Below are 20,254 nucleotides of genomic sequence, written 5' to 3'. Positions count from 1 at the left end.
GAACTGTTCAAAACAGAAATGGACTGCGAACGCATAGTTACTCAGGAATCCCACTGACATTAGTCAGCTTGTCCCTTTAGGGGTGGGAGTCTCAATTAAAGCTGCTTGTAATACTATGTGTGCAAACTCATGGTCATTAATTACAAAAGGTATTTCTTCTGGCTCAACCCAAATACGCGAAATCGTTTCATGTTCTCGAAGGAATGGGAGGCACTCTTGAATGTCCATGCTATAAAACATTTGATATCCGATTAAAGGATACTTACTATCAGCATTGAATAAAGGGTTCTCTTCGTGACTGACTTCAATGGCTCCCAAATAATTGATCTGCCCCTTTACATAACCTTCTTCCAATGCCTCTCTGTGGAATGCTTCTTCAGGTGTTTCTCCTTTTTCAATATGTCCACCAGGAAAGTTAAATCCTCTCCCGTCTACATGAACTAACAAAACATTCCCTTGATAAAAACAAACTCCATGTACACTTGTTACTTTGCTGAAATCGTCAATTGTATGATTTTGTAACCATGTCAGTTTAAGATGATGCCCGCTCCAGTTCACATAAGTTTGGTTGTTCATAGGGTACCTCCCTTATTACTAATTCATAAAATCATTCTATTTCTATTTTAGCTAATTGGAAGATTTATGTATATTGATTTTTGTCTCCGGATGCAATTATACAGTGGCATAATTCATTTATAGTAAAGATAAGAAAAGGGTAGAAAAACAAAAATCATGTATTGAAGCGGAATCTAAGAGTTAATGGATTTCAGCTTGTAAAACTGAACAAAAATACAAAAAGAGTCACATTTAACTAGGTGTGGCTTTTTCTTATGCATCTACTAGCTATGAATAGAAGAGATGGAGGCAATCTTAATGCTATCTAATTAAGGTGCAGCTATAAGCCATATTTGTCATCAACTTTACGCAACGAAAGAGGTGGTACTATGGAAATAACAGATGGTACATGGACATTTGATTCGGAAACGATCGATGAAGCGGCAAAAAAATTGCAACGAGATGAGCAGGAGAGGGAGATGTTAAATGCTTTTGCTCGGTATGCTTACCTTCGTTACAAGCAGATTCGAGATAGTGTAAACCCTCGAAAATGTAAATACATGAGAATTGATCAAGTGCATGAACAATTAAAATCACCAGCCAAACTACGAAAAGTTAGCAGTCTATTCAATATTTCAGAAGAAGAAGTGCTTTACATTGTAGACTTTGTGAAAAAGTATTTGAAGTATGTTAAATAAATCTAAATCTCCCGGTCAAAATTTCAACCGGGAGATTTAGATTTATTAACCTTCAATTCATCACCTTAGCGCGAGATGAATTTTCCTCATGTAGTTCATTAACTCTCGCGAATTATTCTGCTGGATCGCAGAGCAGTTTCATCTGTAAATAATTCTAGAAAATTCATTGCGTGCTTTGCTAAATAGCGATCTTTTGACCAAACAATATTCGCTTTTGATTGGATATGGCAATTAGAAAATTGAATGATTCGAATGCCGTGAATTGAAAATTTATCGAGACTCGTTTTTGGTAAAATCGTTACCCCCAAACCTTCACTTATTAAAGAAATAACCATCGCAATATCAATGCACTCACAAATAATATTAGGCTCAAAACCGTGACGTTTGAATTCATCGATTATAATGCGAAACGTACTACAACTACGATGACGATAAAACGAAAGAAACGGTATATCCTTTAAGTCTTCTATTTGAATGGGATTCGGTAAATGCCATTGTGCAGGTGTGGCTAGTACAAACTCCTGCAATTCTAACCCGATTGAAAAGTAATTATCATCTTCAATTGGTTGTTGCAGGATCGCTAAATCGATTTCTTTACTTACAAGACTATTCTTTAAGAAAAATGTATCTCCTTCAATAATTTTGAAGCATAAATTAGGGTATCTCTCATGCATCAACTTAATTTTTTCAGGAAGGTAAGATAAACAGGTTTGATCTGCCCCAATTGATAGTACTCCCTTTAACCCTTCTCCAACTTCTTTTATTTCTGAAATTGTATCTTCGAAATTGGCTAATAGTGCTTTGCCTTTTTCATATAAAATCTTTCCTGGTTCAGTAAGCTCTAATACTCTGCCGTTTCGATCTAATAGTTTACAATTTAATTCTTTCTCCATAATTTTCAATTGATTGCTAAGTGGCGGTTGTGCCATATGCAGTCTTTTAGCGGCTTTTGTAATTTGTTTTTCTTCAACAATTGTAATGAAATAATTTAATTGTCTTAAATCCATTAATCTCTCACCCCTATACTTAAAATTAAATAGTTTATGCAATTTGTATACTTATTCAGTATAGTAACATTTTTTCGCTTGTTTTCGTTAAATTTGTTAGATATTTCTGATTTTTTAGTTAAATAATTTAGTAAAACCTAGAATTAGCAAGGATTTTACTTATTATTGAATGACGTGTTCTTTATGGATTTTATATAACAATTAACGTACGAGTATACCGAAAACATATATATATGAGTTTTTAATGTATATATTTAGTATTTATCATTTATTAAAATACATGTTATTCTTTTGATTAACCAAAATCAGAAAATTCTGCTTAATGTAGCGTTTGATCTCCAAATAATCGTTTTTTTATTATTCTTAAAAAATATCGATTACAGGTAATATCAGAGATGTTTATTTTCGTTCCATCGGAGGGCTATACATACCGTCACTTTAAAAGGGGATGCGGTTTCTATAGGTATAAAAATTATTAAGGGGTGTAGTGTTTATGAAAAAGACTTTATTGTCTCTCTTCCTATTGATGGGGGCACTATTGATGGTGGCTTGTAGTTCATCATCGGATTCGGGGAAAGGTGATGCATCTTCCGCTAGTTCTGGCAGTGAAGCATCAGCAAATTCAATCAAAATAGCTGGAATTTTTTCTGCATCTGGTGGGGCAGCTGCTCTTGGGGAACCAGAAATGCAAACGCTGAAAATGTTAGTCGATCAAAAAAATGCGGATGGGGGGATTAACGGTCGAAAAATTGACTTAGTAACATATGATGATAAATCTGACCAAAATGAAGCCATTCTTTCCATGAAAAAAGCATTAACACAAGACAATGTATCGCTCGTTATTGGAGGGACAACAAGTGGTAACTCATTAGCGATGTTACCTTTGGCAGAGCAAAATCAGGTACCTTACATTTCTGTTGCTGCTAGTAAACAAATTTACATGAATGAAAATGGACAAGCACGCAAATGGGTATTCAAAATGCCACAAGATGATCAACAAGCTGTGGAGAGGATTTTACAATATTTAAAAGATAATAACTTAACGAAAGTTGCCTGGTTAAACGTTGCAAACTCTTTTGGAACGGGTGGGCATGAAGAATTTGTTAAACACATAGAAAATTACGGTGTGGAATCAGTCATTGAAGATGAATTTGAAGCGACGGTAACAGATGCAAAGCCGTTGTTAACTCGTGTAAAAAAAGCAAATCCTGATGCAATAATTGTATGGGGAACTGTTCAAGAGTCAGCGGTTGTCATTAAAAATATTCGTGAATTAGCACTAGATATACCAGTTCTTGCGAGTCATGGTGTTGCAACGGACCAATTTATCGAAGTAGCAGGTGCAGCAGCAAACGATGTAATATTACCAACGGGTAAATTATTAATTGCGGACAAATTAGAAGATTCAAATCCGCAAAAAGAATTATTAATAGCGTATAACGAAGCTTTCACAGCGAAATACAATAAACCAGCAAGTACATTTGGTGCCTATGCAGCAGATGCTTTCTCGATTGCTACGAAAGCAATTGAAGCAAAAGGTAGTGATAGCGAGGCTCTTCGAGATTACATTGAAAAAGAACTCGGTGAATATGTAGGTTTGACAGGTACTTTTAACATAACTGCGGATAATCATATGGGATTGAGTCCGGATAGTTTTGCAATGGTACGTATTGCTGACGGTAAGTGGACTTTAGAAGATAAATAAATACAACTTCAATGAACAGTGGTATCTCTCTATCACTGTTCATTCATTTATGAGCTTAGTAACCTCGAAAAGAATGGAGTGAAAGACTATATGGAAACATTTTCTCAAATGTTGCAATTATTATTTTCAGGTTTAACAATAGGAGCCATTTATGCATTGATTGCGGTTGGCTTTGTCATTATTTATAACGTGACGGGCATCCTTAATTTTGCGCAAGGCGAATTTGCTATGTTTGGTGCGTTAATCAGTATATCACTGGCGAAAGCTAATCTACCTTTATGGTTAGCTATTATTTTGAGTATCGTCATTGTGGCGGCAATTGGTGCTGTATTTGAACGAACAGCAATTCATACAGCTCGTAAATCGTCCATGACAACGCTAATAATCATTACAATCGGTGTATCGATTGCATTTCGAGGTATTGCGATTTTAATTTGGGGAACACAAGCCCAAACATTACCGCCGTTTACGGATAATACACCTATTCAATTTTTTGAAGCGGTATTACTGCCACAAAATTTGTGGGCGATTGGCCTTTCAATCGTTATTTTAATCGCCATGATGTACTTCTATAACTATACATTTACAGGAAAATCATTAACAGCTTGTGTTATAAATCCATTTGCTGCACGTTTAATGGGCATCAATCCAAATAAAATGTCATTGTTTGCTGTTATTGTAAGTGCGGGTGTGGGAGCTTTAGCGGGTACAGTAATCGCGCCAATCTCCGGTGCATCCTACGATATGGGGATGATGCTTGGCATTAAAGCGTTTGTTGCAGCAGTTGTCGGTGGTTTAACAAATGCCCCAGCGGCAATTGCTGGTGCCTTTCTCATCGGAATTATTGAAGCATTTACAGAGGGATTATGGTCATCTGGTTTAAAAGATTTAGTGAGTTTCTCTTTATTGCTATTAATTTTATTTGTAAAACCAGAAGGTCTATTCGCAAAAGCTTCTGGAAAACGTGTGTAGGGGGGGACTACGATGAACAAAAAGAGCTTAAAACTCATCTATAATAACAGCTTAGTTGGACCAAGTATTTTTTTTGCGCTACTATTTTGTATCCCACTAGTTGGATCTAATTATATGCTCGCTATTTTTACGATGATTGGCTTTTATGCATTAGTATGTATAGGTTTAACGATGTTAACAGGCTATGCAGGACAAATTTCACTAGGGCATGCGGCCTTTTATGGGATTGGTGCCTACACATCTGCTTATATGACAGCTACATTAGGGTTATCTCCATGGTTAGCAATATTGGTAGGTGCGCTCATTTCTGCGTTTGTTGCTTTCATAATCGGGATCCCTACTTTTAAGTTGAAAGGCTATTATTTAGCGTTAGCAACTCTAGGGTTTGGCATTATTGTGTATACAGCATTTAAAGAATTAACATCTATTACAGGGGGCTCGAATGGCTTCTTCGGTATACCGGCGATTCAGTTATTCGGCTTTGAATTCGTTACAGATCAAAGTTACTTCTATCTAATTTGGCTATTTGTTTTTATGGCACTTATTTTCTCACGGAATATTATTCACTCAAGAATTGGGCGTGGTTTACGTTCGATTGAGGGGAGTGAGATTGCGGCAGATGCCGTTGGTGTAAATTTAATGAAATATAAATTACAAATTTTTGTGATAAGTGCTATTTTCACATCTATTTCGGGTTCACTTTTAGCACATTATGTATCATTTATTAATCCGAATTTATTTACAGCCAATACCTCCATTTATTTATTGATAATGGTTATTATCGGTGGATTAAATAATATTTGGGGAGCCATTGTCGGCTCAGCTACTTATGTTCTACTTGGTGAACTATTAAAACATTTTGTACCAGTATTCTTCCCTAATATTGGAGGGGAATTCGAAATCGTTTTCTTTGGTTTATTGCTAGTTTTAACGTTGATTTATATGCCTAATGGTTTAGTTCCTCAATTTCTGAAAATTATCGGGAAGTTTCAGAAGAAAGAGCGCCCTGCACCGATAGCGTTCACAATCGATACACAAGCTACTGGAGGGGAAGCGAATGACTAATAAAGAGCTTATCTTAAGTGTAGAAAATTTAACGAAAGTATTCGGAGGAGTTGTTGCTGTAGACAATGTATCCTTCACTATTAATAAAGGTGAAATATTCGCAGTTATTGGTCCTAACGGTGCAGGGAAAACAACACTTTTCAATATGATAACAGGGGTATTGCCAAGTTCATCAGGGAATGTTTATTTCCAAGGGGAGCGGTTAACAAGAAAAAAGCCGTATCAGATTGCGCAAGCCGGTGTAACAAGAACATTTCAAAACTTAGAAGTTTTCGATAATATGACCGTGATCGAGAATGTCATGACCGGTGCACATATTACGATGAAAACTAATATTTTAACGGCCGGTTTACGCTTACCGAATGTTGTGAAAGAAGAAGTTTATACGATGGAGAGAGCATTGCAATGTTTAAAAGATGTAGGTATTGCTGAGTTTGCTTATGAAATGTCTGATAAATTACCTTATGGGTGCCAACGACTTCTTGAAATTGCACGCGCAGCGATTTCAAAACCTCAACTCATTTTATTAGATGAACCAATGGCGGGCCTAAACGCTGAGGAATCAAGGCAATTAGTCGATGTCATATTAAAAATGCGCGCAGAGGGAATGACTTTTTTATTCGTCGAGCATGATATGGAAACCGTTATGTCTATTTCAGATCGTTTAGTTGTTGTCGATAACGGGGTTAAGATTGGAGAAGGTACACCAGAAGAGATCTACAAAAATCCAAAGGTTGTAGCAGCGTACTTAGGCGATGATGAAGCGGAAGAAGGTGTTGTCTATGCTTAAAGTTGAAAATTTACATACTTATCACGGGCATTTACATGTTCTTGAAGGTATTGAATTTGAACTAGTAGAAGGAGAGTTATTATCGATTGTCGGATCAAATGGTGCGGGGAAAAGTACGCTCCTCGGTACATTAGCAGGTGTGTATTCACCAAGTGAAGGGAAAATTGAATACAAAGGGTTAGATATTACGAAAGATGGTGTACAAAAGACAGTTGCCAATGGCATATGTTTAGTGCCAGAACGAAGACAGATTTTTTCTTCTTTGTCTGTCAAGGACAATCTGATGCTCGGTGCTTATCACCGTTATAGTCGAGATAAAAAAACTGTGCATCGAGACTATGAGGAAATTGTGGAATTATTTCCTCGACTAAAGCAAATGCTTAATCGCCCGGGTGGTTTACTGTCAGGTGGAGAGCAGCAAATGGTAGCGATTGGGCGAGGTTTAATGGCCAATCCAAAAGTGTTGATGCTTGATGAGCCATCATTAGGACTTGCTCCTCTAATCGTCAAAGACATTATGACTATTTTACGTAGATTGAGTGATGAACGAGGTGTCACGATTATTTTAGTCGAGCAGAATGTGAAAGCTGCATTGAAGGTGGCCGATCGTGCATGCGTTTTAGCCCATGGGAAGATGGCCATTTCAGGTACAGCACAAGAGTTGTTGAATGATCCAAAAATCCAAGAAGCATACTTCGGTAAACCACAGACGACGCCGAAGGATATTATGCAAGTATAAGATAGCATCATCGAGATTCCTCCTTGTTGTAACAAGTGAGGGATTTTACGATGTCAAAAAAGATGTGAGCAGCCTATTTAACACAGGTTACTCACATCTTCCTCTTATTCGATGAAATTTTCATTTTTACGATAAACCATCGCCTCCATTGTTGCGCATAATTCATCGTTGCTCCAAACATGGATCTGATACCAAGCTAAACGGCGTGTTTTTTTAACCTCTTTTGCGATAGCTATTAGTTGGTGATCTGCCAAACCTGCGCTCATGTAATGTATGGTATTCGTTACACCAACAGCTGTTTTGCCGTAAGAATTACTAGCGGCTGCAAAGGCATAGTCGGCTAAAGAAAAAATAATACCTCCATGTACAGTCCCGTGTGTATTGAGCATGTGAGGTGTTGGAGAAAGTGTCACTTTTGCAAAGCCTGCTTTTAATTCTACTAATTCCATCCCTAAATAATTTGCAAATGGTTCATTTGATAAAGCTTCAAAAATATCATCATAATATTTCTCGTGTAGTTGTGCCTCAGTTAATGTCAATGTGAATCCCCCTTTATTTATAAAAATTATTTATACCATTTGTGTATATGTATAATATAGACAAATCATACATACAAATTAAAAACGATTGAAATTAAAGTGAAATATAAAATCAATTTAACATCTATTGTTGGGAAAGTAAACGTATTAACGTAGTTTTGTAGAATTATTTTGCATTTACGATTTATTTTTGTGTATATTATTTAATTATCTCTTATTAATAGCGAGTTTAAAGGGGATATATGAAAATAGCTTTTTGTGTTTGTTAACAAATAGTATTTAAGCTAAAACATTCGAAGACGACTAATTAACCAACTTTAATTAGAAATAATAAAATATATTGACAATTCGGACAAATAAGTTTATCTTAATCTTAATTACGAAACTATAACTATCGTAATTTATTTGTTATACAAGGGGAATTGTAATAGCATAAAGGGGGCTAGGGAATGTATCATCTAGAAATAGAAACAGCTTCAAGGGGAGAAATGGCAAAGATTCAGCTGGAGCGATTAAAAGCAACAGTAGAAAAAGTGTATAACAATACACCTTTCTATAAGAAACTGTTTGATCAGCTTGGCGTTAAACCAGCTGATATTCAAAGCTTAGAAGATATTCGCAAATTGCCATTTACTAAAAAAGTAAATTTACGTGAGCAATATCCATTTAAACTTTTTGCAGTACCGATGGATGATGTAGTCCGCATTCATGGTTCTTCGGGAACTAGTGGAAAGCCAACAATTGTTGGTTATACAAAAAATGATATCGAGATGTGGTCGGGACTTTTAGCTCGCGCTATTGTTACCGCAGGGGGACGCAAATCAGATATCTTTCATAATGCTTACGGCTACGGTTTATTTACTGGCGGGATGGGTTTACACTACGGAGCCGAAACTTTAGGCGCAGCAGTTGTACCAGTCTCAGGTGGAAATACTGAGCGTCAAATTACATTAATTGAAGATTTTAAACCACGAGGCATCGCTGGGACACCTTCTTATATTTTAACCATAGCTGAAAAGATGGAGGAAATGGGAATCGATCCAGCGACGAACGGGCTTGAATATGGAATTTTTGGTGCAGAGCCTTGGTCAGAGGAAATGCGCCGTGCCATAGAGGATAAATTAAAAATTCGCGCAATGGATATTTATGGTTTAAGTGAAGTGCTAGGTCCTGGCGTATCGATTGAATGCTATGAAGCGCAAGATGGTTTACATATAGCGGAAGATCATTTCTTCGTAGAAGTGATTGATCCAGATACATTAGAACCTGTAGCTGATGGAGAAGATGGAGAATTGGTTATTACTAGTTTAACAAAGGAAGCGCTTCCAATTATTCGTTATCGTACTGGTGATATTACTTCGATTACACGTGAAAAATGTAAATGTGGACGTACAACAATGCGAATGGCACGTGTTAAGGGACGTACAGATGATATGTTAATTATTCGTGGAGTCAATGTTTTTCCATCTGAAATCGAGCGTGAGTTACTGCAAGTAGAAGGGTTGGCACCACACTATCAAATCCATGTATTGAAAAAAGGAAATATGGATGCGATTGAACTACATGTTGAGTTAACGCCGAAATTATACGAAAAAGTAGGAGGTGACCTCAGCCATCCGCTTATACAATTACTGACAAAGGAGATCAAGCACGATTTAAAAAATGCCTGCTTAGTTTCCGTTAGTCTAGTCATTGAAAATAGAGGTGCTATTCCACGCTCTGAAGGAAAAGCAATTCGTGTCATTGATAGAAGAATGGAACAGAAGGAGGTTCTTCAATGATTGATACTGAGCAAATAAAAGATGTGACCATTATAGGTGGAGGGCCTGTTGGTATGTTTGCCGCCTTCTATGGTGGTATGCGAGGCATGAGCGTCAAAATTCTCGAAAGTCTTCCTCAATTGGGCGGCCAGTTAGCTGCTCTTTATCCAGAAAAATATATTTATGATATAGCGGGTTTTCCGAAAACTCGCGCACAAGATCTTATCAATAATTTAAAAGAACAAATGAATACTTTCCCAGTAGATGTCTGTACGAATGAATCTGTACAAACTATCGAAAAAGATGAAAACGGTATTTTTAAAATTGTTACTACGAAGAGTACGCATTATTCTCGCACAATATTGATCACTGCTGGAAACGGTGCGTTTAAAGTTCGAAAGCTTGAATTAGATGGGGAAGACAAGTATGCACAATGTAATTTACATTATTTCATTGATGATCTCAATGCTTTTAAAGATCGCCACGTGATGGTGTTTGGTGGCGGTGATTCAGCAGTCGACTGGGCGATGATGCTAGAACCAATTGCTAAAAAGGTTTCTATTGTCCATAGACGGGATAAGTTTCGTGCGCATGAACATAGTGTAGAAAATTTAATGCAATCAACTGTTGAGGTCATTACACCTTATGTACCCGAAGAACTCATAGGAGAAGAGCACATTACACATGTCAAATTAAAGCATGCAAAAGACGAAACCATCCAACCAATCTATGGTGTCGATGATATTATCGTAAACTTTGGTTTTGTTTCGTCGATAGGGGCCATTAAAGACTGGGGCTTGGAAATTAGTAAAAATGCCATCGTCGTTAATTCACGTATGGAAACTAACATTCCAGGAATTTATGCGGCAGGTGATATTTGCACATATGATGGGAAAGTGAAGCTAATTGTTAGTGGGTTTGGAGAGGCGCCTACTGCTATTAGTAACGCAAAAGTATATATTGATCCGACATCTAAAGTGCAGCCGTTGCATAGTACAAGTCTAATGGAAGAAAAAAAGAAACAGCTTACCTAATGCAGAAGGTTGTGAAAGGAATGAGTGTATGGCGAAATTCACTAGAGTAGATCAAGATACATGTATTGCTTGTGGCGCATGTGGCGCATCGGCTCCGGATATTTTTGATTATAATGACGAAGGAATCGCCTTTGTTATTTTAGACAATAACCAAGGTTGCAAAGAAGTGCCGATCGATTTATATGATGATTTAGAGGATGCGATGGAAGGTTGTCCAACAGAATCAATTAAAGTAGCGAACGATAATAAAGTCTTGTTGGAAGTGTGATTTTTTTTGCCCTTCAACATAACATAATAGTAACGATTATCGAATAATAGTTATATAAGGAGGTTTTTTACTATGAGTGTCGTTGCTCAAGTATCTGAACAACAATTACAAGAGCAATTCGAGGCGCGGATTGCTGCAGGTGAAAAGATTGAAGTAGATGATTGGATGCCAGAAGAATACCGTTTGGCACTAATCAAATTAATTTCGATGCATGGTATTAGTGAAATAATGGGTGCTCTTCCTGAGAAAGAATGGGTTCCAAAAGCTCCGACATTATATCGAAAGCTAGGAATTATGGCGAAGGTTCAAGATGAGATGGGACATGGTCAATTATTATTACGCGTAGCAGAAGATTTACTAAAACCATATGGTAAAGATCGCGGCGATATAATGATTGATTTATTCGAAGGGCGTCTTAAGTTCCACAATGTATTCCATATGGAAACAAAATCATGGGGGGATGCGGGTTTAATTGGCTGGCTTGTAGATGGTTCTGCCATTATCTCGCAAACAAACATGTTAGGTTCTTCGTATGGTCCTTACGCACGTGCTTTACAACGTATTTGTGCAGAAGAAGTATTCCATGCACAACACGGTGAAGCCATTATTATGGCGCTGGCAGAAGGTACACCTGAACAACGTGCACTTGTGCAAGACGCGTTAAATCGCTGGTGGGAATCACTATTATTTTTCTTTGGCCCAGCATCAAAGGACACAACAGGTTCTAGCAAACAAGATTTGACTATTAAATATAAAATTCGTGTCTTAACGAATGAAGAATTACGTCAAAGCTTCTTAACAAAATACGTTCCTCGTATTCAATCAATAGGTTTAACTGTGCCAGACCCAACTTTGCATTTTGATGAAGCGCAAAATAAATGGATTTACCAAGAGCCAAACTGGGAGTATTTCAAAAAGATTCAACGCAACGAAGGTCCATGTTCTCAAGAACGCTTAGCACTTCGTCGTTCATCATACGAAAATAACGCTTGGGTACGGGAAGCATTAACAGCTCTAGTAAATTAACGCTATAGAGAGGGGGTATCATCGTGGAAAAACAATCTTTCTATCAAGAATTCGAAGTATTTAGTAAACGAACACCAACATCACATTTCCAGCATCAATTTAGTCTTTTAGCACCGAATGGAGAAATGGCGTTAGTTATGGCTCAGGAAAACTTTATGCGTCGTGAGCCTGTGGTAGACATTTGGGTAGTCAATCGTAAACATTTACACGGCCTATCCCAAGACAATAAAAAAGCGCTAAAACGACTAGACAATAAAGATTACCGTACAACAAAAGGTTACGGCTACTTAAAGAAAAAATGGCGTCACTATGAACAAGTCATGCTGGACGAAAAAGAAATTCTATCTTGGGGTGGGGGAGGGAAGAAAGATGACTAATGAAGTAACGCCAGAATATAAAAAGGCAGTCATTACAGTACTTTATCAATTAGCGGATGATGATTACTTATTTTCGTATCGTGGCTCTGAGTGGCTTGGGCTAGCGCCGCATATTGAGGAAGATGTAGCATTCTCATCCATAACACAAGATACAATGGGACACGCAAAATTATATTACACGCTTTTAGAAGAGCTTGGCGAAGGCGTTGCAGATTCATTAGCACAGCTTCGACCAAAAGAGGAGCGTTGTAACAGTCTACTTGTAGAACGCCCGAATGGAGAAGGTTACTACAAAGAAGCGCCGAATTATGATTGGGGATACGCAGTAGCACGTAATTTTGTCTATACAACGGCGAAAAAAGCAAAGATAGATGCACTCAAAGCGAGCAGCTATGTACCAATCCGAGAAGTGGCTGTGAAAATTAGTACGGAACTTTATTATCATCAGATGCACTGGACAGCGTGGTTTACGCAATTATGTACAGCAACAGAAGAATCACGTTCACGTATGACGAAAGCATTACAAGAGGTAATAAAAGATTCTGGGGATTTATTGTCATTGGGCAACACAGCTGAGCATATAACAGCATGTGGACTGATTGAGTCAGAAGCGGCCATAAATGAACGTTGGTTTGCCATTGTAAGTCCGATTTTTGAAGCAGTAGAAATCGCAATACCTGTATTACCAGAACCGATCATCAATGGTCGCCTCGGACAACATACAGATGATTTAACTTCGGCTATTGAAACAATGTCAGAGGTGTATCGATCAGATTTAGCGGCAAGCTGGTAACGATCTATTGCAAAAAAAGGGGGATAACGATGGCAACTACGGGTCTGCACGAAGCACACATCTATGAAGTACTCGATACAGTGAAGGACCCTGAAATTGATACGGTGAGTATTATTGACCTTGGCATGGTTGAGCGTGTGCAAGTGAATGATGGTCATGTCCGTATTGAAGTGCTACCAACATTTTCAGGATGTCCTGCATTAACAATTATTCAACAAAATATAAAAAAAGCAGTCGAACGACTAGAAGATGTTCGGGAAGTGAGTGTTGTGTTTATTAATCATCCTACCTGGACTTCTGATCGTGTAACAGAAAAGGGACGAGAAGGACTAAAGAAATTCGGTATTGCACCGCCACCTCGTTTTTTAAAAGAAGACGGCTCTTGGCATGTAGATTGCCCATACTGTGGCTCTACCTATGTCACGCTAGAAAACATTTTTGGTCCAACAGCTTGTCGTAGTATTTTGTATTGCAAAAGCTGTAAAAATCCATTTGAAGCAATGAAAATAATTTCTACTTCCATGTAGACAAAGGAGCGTATTTTAAGATGGCAAAATTAATCGCGTTATACAAACACCCTGTTGATAAGGTGGCATTTGATGAGCATTACGAAAAAGTTCATACACCGATTACTGCGAAAATACCAGGCTTACGTGAAATGAAAGTAACTAAATTTAATTCAACTCCGATGGGTACAGAAACGCCATATTACTTAATGTGTGAAATGACATATGATAGCCCAGAAGATTTAAAGAATGGACTACGGTCACCAGAAGGGAAAGCGTCGGGCAAAGATTTAATGAGCTTTGCGAGTGATATCGTCACATTAATCATCGGTGAAGATGCATAATGACAGCATTCACATTTATTGAAGTAACGATTGACGGAGGGATAGGGTTTATTAACTTAAACCGCCCTCGCCAATACAATTCATTAAATCGTGCCATGGTACGAGAAATTGTGCAGGCGATGGAATTGTTTGATCGTGACGAAGGCGTACAGGTCATCGTTTTAGCCGGGAATGGAAAAGCGTTTTCATCCGGTGCAGATATTGATGAAATGGCGGCAGACAATACAGTGCGTTTAGAACTATTAAATCAATTCGCTGATTGGGATCGCATAGGGCAAATTAAAAAGCCTATTATCGGTAGTGTTAAAGGATTTGTTTTCGGAGGTGGCTTTGAATTAGCCCTTTGTTGTGATGTATTAATCGCCGCAGAGGGCACAGAATTTAGCTTCCCTGAAATAAACCTTGGCGTTATGCCAGGTGCCGGTGGTACACAGCGCTTAACAAAATTAGTAGGGCGAACGAAAGCATTAGAGTGGATTTGGAGCGCAGCGAGGATTACTGCTGATGAAGCGCTCGCATATGGCATCATCAACAAGGTTGTACAACCAGAGATATTAATAGAAGAAACACATAAAACAGCGATGATGCTCGCACAAAAACCTGCCCTCGCTTTACGTCTTATTAAAGAAGCTGTCAACAAAGCTGTCGACTACTCGCTCTATGAAGGAATGCAGTTTGAACGGAAAAATTTCTATTTATTATTCTCTTCAGAAGATCAAAAAGAAGGCATGCAAGCATTTGTTGAAAAACGTCAACCGAACTTTAAGGGGAGATAAGTATGTTTGAAACTATACAATACGAACTAAAAGAATCCGTAGCTTATATTTCATTAAATCGTCCCGAAACATTAAATGCATTCACTGCACAGATGAATCATGAAATTCGTACTGCTGTCAAACAAGCGTCATTAGATGATGAAGTGCGTTGTATTGTACTTCGTGGTGAAGGTCGCGCATTTTGTTCAGGTCAAGATCTTTCGGTTATTGGTGAAGATACAAAACTTGGTGATATTTTAACAGATAACTATGGTCCGATGGTTCAACAGTTACATAGCTGTGAAAAACCAATTATCGCAGCTGTGAATGGTGCAGCTGCAGGTGCTGGCTTTAGTTTAGCGCTTGCTGCCGACTTTCGTGTAATGTCGGAAAAATCTTTCTTTATGAATGCCTTTATCCATGTAGGGTTAATTCCTGATTCGGGGAATTTATACTACTTAAAAAGATTAGTAGGCGATGCTAAAGCGCTTGAAATTTCAGTACTCGGTCAACGCATAAAAGCAGAGGAAGCCAAACAATTAGGTTTAACAACTGCTGTCTATAGCAATGAAACATTTGAAGATGACGTTCATTCATTCGCGCAACAAATTGTCCAGTTACCGACAAAAGCAATCGGCCTTATTAAACGTAATATCAAGGCAGCAGAACACTTAAAGTTCGAAGACTTCCTTGTTTACGAAGCACAAAGCCAAAGTATTGCTGGAGCGACAGATGATCATCAAGAAGGTATGAAAGCATTTGCAGAAAAAAGACAGCCTCAATTTAATGGACAATAAAAAGGAGTGAATGATAATGACACAACAAGTACAAGAGAAAGTATTAGTGAAACGCGATTTTTATCATTTAATTATTAATGGTGAAAAAGTAGAGAGCAGTAATGGTGAGACATTCGAAACGATTAATCCTGCGACAGGAGAAGCCGTAGCGACTGTTGCAAAAGCTTCACAGGAAGACGCAGAGCGTGCAGTGCAAGCAGCTCGACAAGCATTTGATTTCGGGAAGTGGAAGCAATATCCAGTTAATCGTCGTGCACAGGTGCTCCATAAGATTGCTGCTATTATGCGCTCTCGCTTTAATGAAATCGTAGAGCTTGAGATGCTTGATACAGGGAAATCTCTTGGCACTGCGCAGGGCCAAGTAAACCAAGCAATAGAAGATTTCGAATTTTACGCAGGTGCGATTGTTGGCCATCGTGGAGCCGTAAATAATATGCCAGGTCAATTTCATAATTACACAGAAAAAGAGCCTGTCGGAGTATGTGCACAAATTGTTCCTTGGAATTACCCACTCATGATGGCTGCTTGGAAAATTGCCCCAGCCATTGCTGTTGGTTGTTCCGTTATTGTTAAACCAGCTTCTTTAACGCCATTAACAGCGATCGTGTTAGGTGAAATTTGCTTAGAAGCGGGTGTACCAGCTGGGGTTGTCAACATTATTCCTGGTTCAGGTAAAGATGTAGGGAATTACTTAGTGGAACATCAGCAAGTCGATAAAGTGGCCTTCACAGGTTCCACACCAGTCGGTAAAGGAATTATGGAAAAAGCTTCTCAAACATTAAAACGCATTACATTAGAGCTAGGCGGGAAATCACCAAATCTAGTGTTTGAAGATGCTGATATTGATGCGGCGGTAGATGGTTCATTGTACGGCATTTTTTATAACTCAGGGCAATCTTGCGAGGCGCGTTCACGCTTATACGTGCACAAAGACATTTATGATGAGTTTTTAGAGAAATTTGTTGCGAAAACAAAAGCAATTAAATTAGGTGATCCATTCGATAAAGGTACTCACATGGGGGCAATTATCGATCAAGACCAATTAAATACAATCGATGGCTATGTGAAATCAGCCATTGAAGAGGGCGCAACCATTTTAACAGGTGGTAAAGTGGCGGCTGTAGAGGGCTTTGAAAATGGTTTCTGGTATGAACCAACTATTATTACAGACGTAACGCAATCCATGAAAGTTGTGCGTGAAGAAATATTTGGTCCAGTAGTTGTTGTTATGCCATTTAGCGATGAAAAAGAAGCGATTCGACTAGCGAATGATTCAGAGTTTGGTTTAGGCTCAGCAGTTTGGTCTAAAGATGGGGCACGTGCTACTCGTGTTGCGAATCAAATCCAAGCAGGAATCGTAATGGTCAATTGCCCATTCTCCGCAATGCCAGGTACCCCATTTGGCGGGTATAAACAATCTGGTTTCGGACGTGAGCTATGCATCGAAACATTAGATTTATATACAGAGACGAAAAGTATCATTTCATATTATGGTAGCCGCCCACTAAATCCACTAGGCGTCTAACCACCACAAAAACCATATGCGATGAGATATCTTCACTCGTCGTATGTGGTTTTCACAATAAGGAGGTTGCTTTCATGAAAAAAATTATTGTCATCGGGTCAGGGGTTATGGGTCGCGGCATTGCCTACGTTAGCGCAATCAGTGGCTTTGAAACAGCTATTATAGACATTAATGAACAGGCGTTACAAAATGCGCAAAATGAAATTACATCCATTTTCGAAAAATCTGTTGTACGAGGAAAATTAACAGCGCAACAAGTACAGGAAGCAACATTACGTCTGACTTATGTGACAGATTTAGCTACTGTCGCCAATAAAGCAGATTTAATCATTGAAGCCGTACCCGAAAAAAGGGACATTAAACGGGCTGTCTTCGAGCAGATGGAACAGTTTGCTTCACCACATTGTTTATTTGCCACAAATACTTCAACGATGAGTCCAACAGAAATTGCTTCCTACGCAAAACGACCTGAACAAACGATTGCGATGCACTTTTTTAATCCTGTGCATAAGATGGAGCTCGTGGAGATTATTAAAGGTTTGGAAACAAGTGATGAAACAGTCCAAAACATTTGCGAAATTGCTGAACAAATGGGCAAACAAACGGTCGTCATCAATGAATTCCCAGGTTTTGTTACAAGCCGTATTAGTGCACTCGTTGGGAATGAAGCATTTTATATGTTACAGGAAGGCTTAGGTAGTCCTGAAGACATCGATAAAGCTATTAAACTAGGCTTAAATTATCCAATGGGACCGTTCGAACTGGTCGATTTAGTCGGTCTTGATGTACGTCTGAATAATTTGCGCTATTTACATGAAAAGCTCGGTGAAAAATACCGCCCAGCACCACTGCTTGAACAATATGTACAAGCTGGACGTCTAGGTCGAAAGAGTGGAAAAGGGGTTTATGACTATAGCGAGCAAAAAGAGGTGGTGAAAAAATGACTGAAGTTGTAATTGTAGATGCTGTTCGTACACCAATTGGTCGTTATAAAGGTGCATTAAAAACTGTTCGGCCTGATGACTTAGCTGCGACTGTCATAAAGGCGCTTATAGAGCGGAACCCAAAAGTGCCAGTCCTACAAATTGAGGATGTTATTTTCGGAAATGCCAATCAAGCGGGAGAAGATAATCGAAACGTCGCCCGTATGGCTGCATTACTTGCTGAACTACCAATAGAGGTCGGGGGAACTACCATTAATCGCCTATGTGGTTCAGGCATGGATGCTATACATTATGCAGCACGTGCTATCAAGAGTGGTGAAGGCGATATTTTTATCGCGGGTGGTACGGAAAGTATGACACGTGCACCTTTTGTGATGGGGAAACCGGAAGTGGATTATCCGAGAGGCGATCAAAAGATGTTTGATACAACGATCGGCTGGCGTTTTACGAATCCAAAATTGCAAAGCATGTATGGAGCGGAGACAATGCCCCAAACTGCTGAAAATGTCGCCAAACGTTTTAATATTAGTCGCGAGGAACAAGATGCATTTGCATTTGAAAGCCAACAACGTGCAAAAAAAGCGCTTGCCACAAACCGTTTCGCCGAAGAAATTGTACCTGTATACGTGAAAGATAAAAGAGGCAATGAAATCATCGTGGATACAGATGAACATCCACGCCCTGATACAACCTTAGAAGCACTTGCTAAACTACGACCTATTTTTGAAAATGGGACTGTGACAGCCGGTAATGCTTCTGGTGTGAATGATGGTGCCTCGGCATTATTATTAATGAGTGCAGAAAAAGCAAAAGAGTTAGGTATAACACCACTTGCACGATATATAACAGGTGCTGTTACAGGATTAGAGCCTGCTGTTATGGGTCTTGGCCCTATTTATTCTTCAAAAAAAGCATTACAACGTGCTGGCCTAACAACAAATGACATTGGTTTATTTGAAATAAATGAAGCATTTGCTTCTCAAGCAATAGAATCCATTAAGCAGCTTGAACTAAATCCAGCACAAGTTAATGTCAACGGAGGCGCTATTGCATTTGGTCATCCACTAGGTGCAAGCGGTGCCCGAATAATGACTACATTGCTTTACGAAATGAAAAAGCAAAACGTACAATATGGCCTTGCTTCGATGTGTATCGGTGTCGGTCAAGGGATTGCAACGATTATTGAAAATATTGATTAATCATTATAAACGGCACAAAAATGTGCCGTTTTTTTCTAAAAAATCGAATAGAAAAGGAGAGTTTGCAAATGAAAAGTATTTCATTTAGAATAGAAAATTATATTGCTTATGTAACAATAAATCGTCCAGAGGTGTTAAACTGTTTTAATTATGATACTTTAAATCAACTGCAACAAGTAGTAGACGAATTACATATAGCTGAGGATGTCCGCGCTGTCATTTTTACAGGTGCGGGCGAAAAGGCATTTAGTGCGGGTGCAGATTTAAAAGAACGAAAAACATTAACGACGCAAGAAGTACGTCGGAACGTACGCGCAATCCGAGACGTGTTTAATAGTATAGCAAATTTACCACAACCAACTATTGCAGCGGTGAATGGGCATGCACTAGGTGGTGGATTTGAATGGTTATTAGCATGTGATTTTGCGATTGCAGTTAACGAGGCACTACTAGGTCTTACTGAAACAAGTTGGGCAATAATTCCTGGTGCAGGTGGTACGCAGCGATTACCACGATTAATCGGTGAAATGAAAGCTAAAGAAATGATTTTAACAGCAGCGAAAATAACAGCTACAGAGGCAGAAGCTCTAGGCATCATTTTAAAAGCAGTGCCTCGGGAGGCGTTGTTAGACGAATGTGAATCACTCGCAATGCGCATTATGCAAAATGGCCCTGTCGCTGTTCGTCAAGCAAAATATGCCATTACACAAGGAATGAATACCGATCTACAAACGGGTCTTGCAATCGAATCGAAGGCATATGAGTTAGTCATTCCGACAGAAGATCGTCTCGAAGCTTTACAGGCGTTCAGCGAGAAAAGGCAACCTGCATTTTAAGGAAAATGAGTTAGAAAGTA

Annotated in this window: 23 protein-coding genes; 20 read left to right on the top strand and 3 right to left on the bottom strand. The window is 38.7% G+C overall.

Annotated features, from left to right (window positions below):
* Positions 1-63: 63 nt before the first annotated feature.
* Entirely contained in the window at positions 64-576 is a 513-nt protein-coding gene (locus ACMZ42_RS23235) for an NUDIX hydrolase (protein ID WP_415732942.1), read from the bottom strand.
* A 368-nt stretch (positions 577-944) separates the two neighbouring features.
* Between ACMZ42_RS23235 and ACMZ42_RS23230 the strand changes: the two genes are divergently transcribed.
* On the top strand, positions 945-1,253 hold the full coding sequence (locus ACMZ42_RS23230; RefSeq protein ID WP_370078708.1) for a hypothetical protein: 309 nt from the start codon (positions 945-947) through the stop codon (positions 1,251-1,253).
* Between the two features lie 98 nt (positions 1,254-1,351).
* Here ACMZ42_RS23230 and ACMZ42_RS23225 read toward each other — a convergent pair whose 3' ends face one another.
* A complete protein-coding gene (locus ACMZ42_RS23225) occupies positions 1,352-2,260 on the bottom strand; it encodes a LysR family transcriptional regulator (RefSeq protein ID WP_415732941.1) in 909 nt (302 codons plus the stop codon).
* Positions 2,261-2,753: 493 nt separating this feature from the next.
* Between ACMZ42_RS23225 and ACMZ42_RS23220 the strand changes: the two genes are divergently transcribed.
* From ACMZ42_RS23220 to ACMZ42_RS23200, 5 genes are all read left to right on the top strand, one after another.
* The gene (locus ACMZ42_RS23220; protein WP_415732940.1) at positions 2,754-3,965 is read left to right on the top strand and encodes an ABC transporter substrate-binding protein; all 1,212 of its coding nucleotides are present in this window, start codon (positions 2,754-2,756) and stop codon (positions 3,963-3,965) included.
* A 90-nt stretch (positions 3,966-4,055) separates the two neighbouring features.
* On the top strand, positions 4,056-4,937 hold the full coding sequence (locus tag ACMZ42_RS23215) for a branched-chain amino acid ABC transporter permease (protein ID WP_370078714.1): 882 nt from the start codon (positions 4,056-4,058) through the stop codon (positions 4,935-4,937).
* Between the two features lie 12 nt (positions 4,938-4,949).
* On the top strand, positions 4,950-6,002 hold the full coding sequence (locus tag ACMZ42_RS23210) for a branched-chain amino acid ABC transporter permease (protein WP_415732939.1): 1,053 nt from the start codon (positions 4,950-4,952) through the stop codon (positions 6,000-6,002).
* Positions 5,995-6,792, top strand: a complete 798-nt coding sequence (locus tag ACMZ42_RS23205) for an ABC transporter ATP-binding protein (protein WP_415732938.1) — start codon at positions 5,995-5,997, stop codon at positions 6,790-6,792. The genes ACMZ42_RS23210 and ACMZ42_RS23205 overlap by 8 nt, the downstream gene beginning before the upstream one ends.
* Complete coding sequence (locus tag ACMZ42_RS23200) at positions 6,785-7,531, top strand: ABC transporter ATP-binding protein (protein ID WP_370078720.1); 747 nt, start codon at positions 6,785-6,787, stop codon at positions 7,529-7,531. The genes ACMZ42_RS23205 and ACMZ42_RS23200 overlap by 8 nt, the downstream gene beginning before the upstream one ends.
* Before the next feature lie 104 nt (positions 7,532-7,635).
* Here the strand turns inward: ACMZ42_RS23200 and ACMZ42_RS23195 are convergent, their stop codons facing one another.
* Complete coding sequence (locus tag ACMZ42_RS23195) at positions 7,636-8,070, bottom strand: PaaI family thioesterase (protein WP_370078722.1); 435 nt, start codon at positions 8,068-8,070, stop codon at positions 7,636-7,638.
* Positions 8,071-8,519: 449 nt separating this feature from the next.
* Between ACMZ42_RS23195 and ACMZ42_RS23190 the strand changes: the two genes are divergently transcribed.
* From ACMZ42_RS23190 to ACMZ42_RS23125, 14 genes are all read left to right on the top strand, one after another.
* On the top strand, positions 8,520-9,851 hold the full coding sequence (locus ACMZ42_RS23190) for a phenylacetate--CoA ligase family protein (RefSeq protein WP_370078724.1): 1,332 nt from the start codon (positions 8,520-8,522) through the stop codon (positions 9,849-9,851).
* Positions 9,848-10,864 carry an NAD(P)/FAD-dependent oxidoreductase gene (locus ACMZ42_RS23185; protein WP_415732937.1) on the top strand — a complete coding sequence of 339 codons (1,017 nt, stop codon included), beginning with the start codon at positions 9,848-9,850 and terminating at the stop codon, positions 10,862-10,864. The genes ACMZ42_RS23190 and ACMZ42_RS23185 overlap by 4 nt, the downstream gene beginning before the upstream one ends.
* A 28-nt stretch (positions 10,865-10,892) precedes the next feature.
* A complete protein-coding gene (locus tag ACMZ42_RS23180; protein WP_370078728.1) occupies positions 10,893-11,132 on the top strand; it encodes a ferredoxin in 240 nt (79 codons plus the stop codon).
* A gap of 72 nt (positions 11,133-11,204) precedes the next feature.
* Entirely contained in the window at positions 11,205-12,158 is a 954-nt protein-coding gene (paaA, locus tag ACMZ42_RS23175; RefSeq protein WP_415732936.1) for a 1,2-phenylacetyl-CoA epoxidase subunit PaaA, read from the top strand.
* A 23-nt stretch (positions 12,159-12,181) separates the two neighbouring features.
* Positions 12,182-12,535: a 1,2-phenylacetyl-CoA epoxidase subunit PaaB gene (paaB, locus tag ACMZ42_RS23170; protein WP_370078732.1), complete on the top strand. Its 354-nt coding sequence runs from the start codon at positions 12,182-12,184 to the stop codon at positions 12,533-12,535.
* Positions 12,528-13,328, top strand: coding sequence for a 1,2-phenylacetyl-CoA epoxidase subunit PaaC (gene paaC, locus ACMZ42_RS23165; protein ID WP_415732935.1), 801 nt, complete (start codon positions 12,528-12,530; stop codon positions 13,326-13,328). The genes paaB and paaC overlap by 8 nt, the downstream gene beginning before the upstream one ends.
* Before the next feature lie 29 nt (positions 13,329-13,357).
* Positions 13,358-13,855, top strand: coding sequence for a 1,2-phenylacetyl-CoA epoxidase subunit PaaD (paaD, locus tag ACMZ42_RS23160; protein ID WP_370078736.1), 498 nt, complete (start codon positions 13,358-13,360; stop codon positions 13,853-13,855).
* 20 nt (positions 13,856-13,875) lie between these two features.
* The gene (locus ACMZ42_RS23155) at positions 13,876-14,178 is read left to right on the top strand and encodes an EthD family reductase (protein ID WP_370078738.1); all 303 of its coding nucleotides are present in this window, start codon (positions 13,876-13,878) and stop codon (positions 14,176-14,178) included.
* Positions 14,178-14,954, top strand: a complete 777-nt coding sequence (locus tag ACMZ42_RS23150; RefSeq protein ID WP_415732934.1) for an enoyl-CoA hydratase/isomerase family protein — start codon at positions 14,178-14,180, stop codon at positions 14,952-14,954. The genes ACMZ42_RS23155 and ACMZ42_RS23150 overlap by 1 nt, the downstream gene beginning before the upstream one ends.
* 2 nt (positions 14,955-14,956) lie before the next feature.
* Complete coding sequence (locus ACMZ42_RS23145; protein WP_415732933.1) at positions 14,957-15,730, top strand: enoyl-CoA hydratase-related protein; 774 nt, start codon at positions 14,957-14,959, stop codon at positions 15,728-15,730.
* Positions 15,731-15,746: 16 nt separating this feature from the next.
* On the top strand, positions 15,747-17,255 hold the full coding sequence (locus ACMZ42_RS23140) for an aldehyde dehydrogenase family protein (protein WP_370078743.1): 1,509 nt from the start codon (positions 15,747-15,749) through the stop codon (positions 17,253-17,255).
* Between the two features lie 74 nt (positions 17,256-17,329).
* Entirely contained in the window at positions 17,330-18,199 is an 870-nt protein-coding gene (locus ACMZ42_RS23135; RefSeq protein ID WP_415732932.1) for a 3-hydroxyacyl-CoA dehydrogenase, read from the top strand.
* Positions 18,196-19,398, top strand: a complete 1,203-nt coding sequence (locus tag ACMZ42_RS23130; protein WP_415732931.1) for a thiolase family protein — start codon at positions 18,196-18,198, stop codon at positions 19,396-19,398. The genes ACMZ42_RS23135 and ACMZ42_RS23130 overlap by 4 nt, the downstream gene beginning before the upstream one ends.
* 68 nt (positions 19,399-19,466) lie before the next feature.
* Entirely contained in the window at positions 19,467-20,234 is a 768-nt protein-coding gene (locus ACMZ42_RS23125) for an enoyl-CoA hydratase-related protein (protein ID WP_415732930.1), read from the top strand.
* The last annotated feature ends 20 nt before the right edge of the window (positions 20,235-20,254 follow it).

The sequence above is a fragment of the Lysinibacillus sp. NPDC056185 genome (assembly GCF_047737915.1).
In the GTDB taxonomy this organism is placed as follows: Bacteria; Bacillota; Bacilli; order Bacillales_A; family Planococcaceae; genus Lysinibacillus.
The sequence above is the reverse complement of the archived record's forward strand: the minus strand, read 5'-3'. Positions and strand labels throughout refer to the sequence as shown.